Source organism: Streptomyces capoamus, from assembly GCF_014654935.1.
GTDB lineage: Bacteria > Actinomycetota > Actinomycetes > Streptomycetales > Streptomycetaceae > Streptomyces > Streptomyces capoamus.
Map to the genome: position 1 here is coordinate 112056 of NZ_BNBF01000015.1, position 5931 is coordinate 117986.

A 5931-nucleotide genomic window follows, 5' to 3' on the forward strand; every position below is an offset into this window, starting at 1 on the left:
CCGGGGCCCACTCGCACGTGGGCGGGGTGCGCTGGTGGAACGTCAAGCACCCGGGGGCGTACGCGGCTGCCCTCGCCTCCGGACGCTCCCCGGGCGCCGGCCGGGAGCTGCTGTCCGACGAGGACCGGCGCGTGGAGCGCGTCCTGCTGGAGCTGCGGCTGCGGGAGGGGGTGCCGCTGTCCCTGCTGAAGGAGGACGGGCTCGCGGCTTCCCGGCGGGCGCTCGCGGACGGGCTCCTGCAGGAGGGGCCGTACGCCCAGGGGCGGGCCGTGCTGACCCTGCGCGGGCGGCTGCTGGCGGACGCGGTGGTGCGGGACCTGGTGGACTGATCACTGCGACGTGCGCACACCGCCGGAGCGCCGGTTCGGTCCCCGGCCCGGTCGCCCGACGTCAGGCCCCACCGCCACCCGTGACGAAGTCGATCAGCTCCTCCACGCGGCCCAGCAGCTCCGGCTCCAGGTCCTTGTAGGAGTCCACCCGCTTCAGGATCGCCTGCCACACGGCCCCGGTGTTCTCCGCCGGCCAGCCCAGCGCCCGGCACACCCCCGTCTTCCAGTCCTGCCCCTTGGGCACCGCCGGCCACGCCTCGATGCCCAGCGCCGACGGCTTCACCGCCTGCCAGATGTCGATGAAGGGGTGGCCGACCACCAGCGCGTGCTCGCTGGTCACCGCCTCCGCGATGCGCCACTCCTTGGTGCCCGGCACCAGGTGGTCCACGAGGACGCCCAGGCGGGCGTCGGGGCCCGGGGCGAAGTCGGACACGACGGCCGGCAGGTCGTCCACGCCCTCCAGGTACTCCACGACGACGCCCTCGATCCGCAGGTCGTCGCCCCAGACCTTCTCGACCAGCTCGGCGTCGTGCCGGCCCTCCACGTAGATCCGGCCGGCGCGGGCCACGCGCGCGCGGGCCCGGTGGACGGCGACCGAGCCGGAGGCCGTGCGGGCGGGCCGTGCCGGGGCCGGGGAGGCGGGCCGGACCAGCGTCACCACGCGGCCCTCCAGCAGGAAGCCGCGCGGCTCCAGCGGGAACACCCGGTGCTTGCCGAAGCGGTCCTCCAGCGTCACCGTGCCCGCCTCGCAGCGGATCACCGCCCCGCAGAACCCGGTGCCGGGCTCCTCCACCACCAGGCCAGGCTCGGCCGGCACCTCCGGCACCGGCGTCGGCTTCTTCCAGGGAGGGGTCAGGTCGGCAGGGTACTGGCGCATTCGGATGACGATAGGAGAAGCCGCGCGGCGAGGCCTACGACACGCCGGGGGAGCCGCTCAGGGAACACCGAACCGCGTTGCCAGGGCGTCGCGTTGGCGTCGTACGAACCCCGCGTCGACCACCGCTCCGTGACCGGGCACGTACAGCGCGTCCTCGCCGCCGAGGGCCAGCAGCCGGTCCAGGGCGTCCGGCCAGCGGGACGGGACCGCGTCCGGGCCCGCCTGGGGCTCGCCGGACTCCTCCACCAGGTCGCCGCAGAAGACCACCTCCGGGTCCCCGGGCACCAGGACCACGAGGTCGTACGCCGTGTGGCCGGGACCCACGTTGGCCAGCAGCGCCTGCCGGCCGCCGCCGAGGCCGAGGGTCCACTCGCCGGAGACCAGGTGGCCGGGCGGGACCAGCGCGTCCACCGCCGTGTCCGCGTCCGCCACCGGCAGCCCGTTGCGGACGGCGTCCAGGCGCAGCTCCTCGCGTTCGTGCGCCAGCGCGGCGTCCACGCCCACCGCCGCGAACACCTCCGCCCCGGCGAACGCGGCCGCGCCGAACACGTGGTCGAAATGGGGGTGGGTCAGCGCGAGATGGGTCACACGGCCGCCCGCGAGCCGCTCGGCCCGCGCGCGCAGCAGGGCTCCCTCCGCCAGGCTGGACCCGGCGTCCACGAGGAGCGCCGCGCCCTCCCCGAGGACCAGTCCCGCCGTGCAGTCCCAGCCGGGCAGCCGGCACCGCCCCACCCCGGCCGCCAGCCGTTCCCACCCCAGCTCTTCCCAAGTCACGCTCATACCGGCGACGCTAGCGGTACGGACCGGTACGCGGCCCGACCTTGCCCGGTGTGCGCCCGGCAGCCGTACACTGGGCCGGGGGAACTTTGGCACTCCCATGCGAAGAGTGCCAGGCCGACGATCCGAAGGGACCGGGGACGACATGCTGGAGGTGCGCGCGGATGCTGAGTGAACGCAGGCTTCAGGTGCTGCGCGCCATCGTCCAGGACTATGTCGGCACCGAGGAGCCGGTGGGGTCCAAGGCCCTCACCGAGCGGCACAACCTCGGTGTGTCCCCGGCGACCGTCCGCAACGACATGGCGGCCCTCGAGGAGGAGGGGTACATCGCCCAGCCGCACACCAGCGCCGGGCGGATCCCCACCGACAAGGGCTACCGGCTGTTCGTGGACAAGCTCGCGGGAGTGAAGCCGATGACCGCGCCCGAGCGGCGCGCCATCCAGAACTTCCTGGAGGGCGCCGTCGACCTCGACGACGTCGTCGCGCGCACGGTGCGGCTGCTCGCGCAGCTGACCCGGCAGGTCGCCGTCGTGCAGTACCCGTCGCTGACCCGGTCCACGGTCCGGCACGTGGAACTGCTCTCGCTGGCCCCCGCGCGGGTGATGCTGGTGCTGATCACGGACACCGGACGGGTCGAGCAGCGCATGGTGGACTGCCCGGCGCCGTTCGGCGAGACCTCGCTCGCGGACCTCAGGGCACGGCTCAACAGCCGGGTCGCGGGCCGCCGGTTCAGCGATGTGCCGAAGCTGGTCGAGGACCTGCCGGACGCCTTCGAGCCGGAGGACCGCGGTACGGTCTCCACGGTGCTCTCCACTCTGCTGGAGACACTGGTGGAGGAGAACGAGGAGCGGCTGATGATCGGCGGAACCGCCAATCTCACCCGCTTCGGGCATGACTTCCCCCTTACGATCCGGCCGGTCCTGGAGGCCCTGGAGGAGCAGGTCGTGCTCCTCAAGCTCCTGGGCGAGGCCAAGGATCCGGGCGTGACCGTGCGCATCGGCCACGAGAACGCCCACGAGGGACTCAACTCCACGTCCGTCGTGTCGGTCGGCTACGGTTCGGGCGGCGAGGCGGTTGCCAAGCTCGGCGTGGTCGGACCGACCCGCATGGACTACCCGGGAACGATGGGAGCGGTACGCGCAGTGGCACGGTACGTCGGACAGATCCTGGCGGAGTCGTAAGTGGCCACGGACTACTACGCCGTTCTCGGCGTGCGCCGCGACGCGTCGCAGGATGAGATCAAGAAGGCGTTCCGCCGGCTCGCGCGCGAGCTGCACCCGGACGTCAACCCCGACCCGAAGACCCAGGAGCGGTTCAAGGAGATCAACGCCGCTTACGAGGTGCTGTCGGACCCGCAGAAGAAGCAGGTCTACGACCTCGGCGGCGACCCGCTCTCCCAGTCGGGCGGCGCGGGCGCGGGCGGCTTCGGCGCGGGCGGCTTCGGCAACTTCTCCGACATCATGGACGCGTTCTTCGGTACGGCGTCGCAGCGCGGGCCGCGCTCGCGCACCCGGCGCGGCCAGGACGCGATGATCCGGATCGAGATCGAGCTGGACGAGGCGGCCTTCGGGACGACCAAGGACATCCAGGTCGACACCGCCGTCGTCTGCAACACCTGCAACGGCGAGGGCGCGGCTCCGGGCACGTCGGCGCAGACGTGTGACATGTGCCGCGGCCGTGGCGAGGTCTCGCAGGTCACCCGGTCCTTCCTGGGCCAGGTCATGACCTCGCGGCCCTGCCCGCAGTGCCAGGGCTTCGGCACGGTGGTGCCGACGCCGTGCCCGGAGTGCGCCGGTGACGGCCGGGTCCGCTCCCGCCGCACGCTCACCGTGAAGATCCCGGCCGGTGTGGACAACGGCACGCGGATCCAGCTCGCCGGCGAGGGCGAGGTCGGCCCCGGCGGCGGTCCGGCCGGTGACCTGTACGTCGAGATCCACGAGCTGCCGCACCCGATGTTCCAGCGGCGCGGCGACGACCTGCACTGCACGGTGACGATCCCGATGACGGCGGCGGCCCTCGGCACGAAGGTGCCGCTGGAGACGCTGGACGGCATGGAGGAGGTCGACATCCGGCCCGGCACCCAGTCCGGCCAGTCGATCCCGCTGCACAACCGGGGTGTCACGCATCTGCGCGGCGGCGGCCGGGGTGACCTGATCGTGCACGTCGAGGTGACCACGCCGACCAAGCTGGACCCCGAGCAGGAGCGACTGCTGCGCGAGCTGGCCAAGCTCCGCGGCGAGGAGCGCCCGACGGGCCAGTTCCAGCCGGGTCAGCAGGGGCTGTTCTCCCGCCTGAAGGACGCGTTCAACGGCCGCTGAGGCCGGGGTGTGCGGGGTCCCGGGACCCTTCGCGTGAGGGCCCCGGAGCCCTCTATGCCAGTGTCCTATGCCGGGGGAAGCCCGGATTCGGACTTGTTCGGAGGACGTGACAACATGCGGTCATGTCCTCCGCGCTGACCGATCTCTTCCCCCACCCGATCGTGCAGGCCCCCATGGCGGGCGGCGTCTCCGTCCCGCAGCTCGCCGCCGCCGTCTCCGAGGCCGGCGGCCTCGGGTTCCTCGCCGCCGGGTACAAGACCGCCGACGGCATGTACCAGGAGATCAAGCAGCTGCGGGGGCTCACCAACCGTCCCTTCGGCGTGAACGTGTTCGTGCCCCAGCCGGAGCACGCCGAGTCCGGCACCGTGGAGGTGTACGCGCACCAGCTGGCCGGCGAGGCCTCCTGGTACGAGACCGAGCTGGGCGACCCGGACAGCGGCCGGGACGACGGCTACGACGCCAAGCTCGCCGTCCTGCTCGACGACCCGGTGCCGGTGGTCTCCTTCCACTTCGGCGTGCCGAGCCGCGAGGTGCTCGACACCCTGCGCCGGGCGGGCACCCTCACCCTGGTCACCGTCACCACCGCCGAGGAGGCCCGCGCGGCCGAGCGGGCCGGAGCGGACGCGGTGATCGCCCAGGGCGTGGAGGCCGGCGGGCACCAGGGCGCCCACCGGGACCTCCCGGAGAACGACGGCTCCGGCACCGGACTGCTGTCGCTGGTCGCGCAGATCCGCGAGGCCGTCAGCGTCCCGGTCGTCGCCGCCGGCGGCATCATGCGCGGCAGCCAGATCGCCGCCGTCCTCGCGGCGGGCGCGAGCGCGGCCCAGCTGGGCACCGCCTTCCTCGCCACCCCCGAGTCCGGCGCGCACGCCCTGCACAAGCAGGCGCTGACCAACCCCCTGTTCGCGCGCACCGAGCTGACCCGCGCCTTCTCCGGGCGCCCGGCCCGCGCACTGGTCAACCGCTTCGTGCGCGAGCACGGCCCGTACGCCCCCGCCGCCTACCCGGAGGTCCACCACCTCACCTCCCCGCTGCGCAAGGCCGCCGCCAAGGCCGGGGACGCCCAGGGCATGGCGCTGTGGGCGGGCCAGGGCCACCGGATGGCCCGGGAACTGCCCGCCGGACGGCTGGTGGAGGTGCTGGCGGCCGAACTCGCCGATGCCCGGACAGCGTTGTCGGACCTGCCGCGGCCCGGAGGTGACCCGCGATGACCGCGCCCGTCTTCGTCGTCGACCAGCTCGGCGGACCCGACCGGTTCGGACCGGAGTTCGTGCTCGACGGCCCCGAGGGACGGCACGCCGTGTCCGTGAAGCGGCTGCGGCCGGGCGAGCGCGTGATCCTCACCGACGGGCGGGGACGCTGGACGGAGGGGGTCGTCAAGGCCGCCGAGGGCAAGGACCGGCTGGTCGTCACGGACCTGGACCCGGTGCGCGAGGAGCCGCCGGCCGGCCCGCGCATCACCGTCGTCCAGGCCCTGCCCAAGGGCGACCGCGGCGAACTGGCCGTCGAGACGATGACCGAGGTCGGCGTCGACGCGATCGTGCCCTGGCAGGCGTCCCGCTGCATCACCCAGTGGAAGGGCGAGCGCGGACTGAAGGCCCTCGGCAAGTGGCGGGCCACCGCCCGCGAG

At 73.6% G+C, this 5931-nt stretch carries 6 protein-coding genes and 1 pseudogene; 5 read left to right on the forward strand and 2 right to left on the reverse strand.

Features of this window, described 5'->3' with window-relative positions; genetic code table 11:
• A pseudogene (locus IE312_RS41450) lies at nt 1–329 on the forward strand (radical SAM family heme chaperone HemW); the annotation flags it as partial.
• 61 nt (nt 330–390) lie between these two features.
• On the opposite strand, the gene IE312_RS23120 reads toward IE312_RS41450, so the two are convergent.
• Nucleotides 391–1206: a DUF3097 domain-containing protein gene (locus IE312_RS23120; protein ID WP_189984252.1), complete on the reverse strand. Its 816-nt coding sequence runs from the start codon at nt 1204–1206 to the stop codon at nt 391–393.
• Between the two features lie 57 nt (nt 1207–1263).
• Entirely contained in the window at nt 1264–1986 is a 723-nt protein-coding gene (locus IE312_RS23125; protein ID WP_189984253.1) for an MBL fold metallo-hydrolase, read from the reverse strand.
• Nucleotides 1987–2147: 161 nt separating this feature from the next.
• Here IE312_RS23125 and hrcA point away from each other — a divergent pair, with 161 nt between their 5' ends.
• The 4 genes from hrcA to IE312_RS41455 all read left to right on the forward strand — a co-directional run.
• Entirely contained in the window at nt 2148–3164 is a 1017-nt protein-coding gene (gene hrcA, locus IE312_RS23130) for a heat-inducible transcriptional repressor HrcA (RefSeq protein ID WP_189984254.1), read from the forward strand.
• Nucleotides 3165–4301: a molecular chaperone DnaJ gene (dnaJ, locus tag IE312_RS23135; RefSeq protein WP_189984255.1), complete on the forward strand. Its 1137-nt coding sequence runs from the start codon at nt 3165–3167 to the stop codon at nt 4299–4301.
• A gap of 122 nt (nt 4302–4423) precedes the next feature.
• Nucleotides 4424–5512, forward strand: coding sequence for a nitronate monooxygenase (locus IE312_RS23140; RefSeq protein WP_189984256.1), 1089 nt, complete (start codon nt 4424–4426; stop codon nt 5510–5512).
• Nucleotides 5509–5931 (forward strand): RsmE family RNA methyltransferase (locus tag IE312_RS41455; protein ID WP_229900321.1); only part of this gene is annotated, 423 nt, incomplete at its 3' end. The genes IE312_RS23140 and IE312_RS41455, both read left to right, overlap by 4 nt.

Coding starts and splice junctions, on each gene's coding strand:
- IE312_RS23140 (WP_189984256.1), top strand. CDS start 4,424: ATGTCCTCCGCGCTGACCGATCTCTTCCCCCACCCGATCGTGCAGGCC.
- IE312_RS23120 (WP_189984252.1), bottom strand. CDS start 1,206: ATGCGCCAGTACCCTGCCGACCTGACCCCTCCCTGGAAGAAGCCGACG.
- hrcA (WP_189984254.1), top strand. CDS start 2,148: ATGCTGAGTGAACGCAGGCTTCAGGTGCTGCGCGCCATCGTCCAGGAC.
- IE312_RS23125 (WP_189984253.1), bottom strand. CDS start 1,986: ATGAGCGTGACTTGGGAAGAGCTGGGGTGGGAACGGCTGGCGGCCGGG.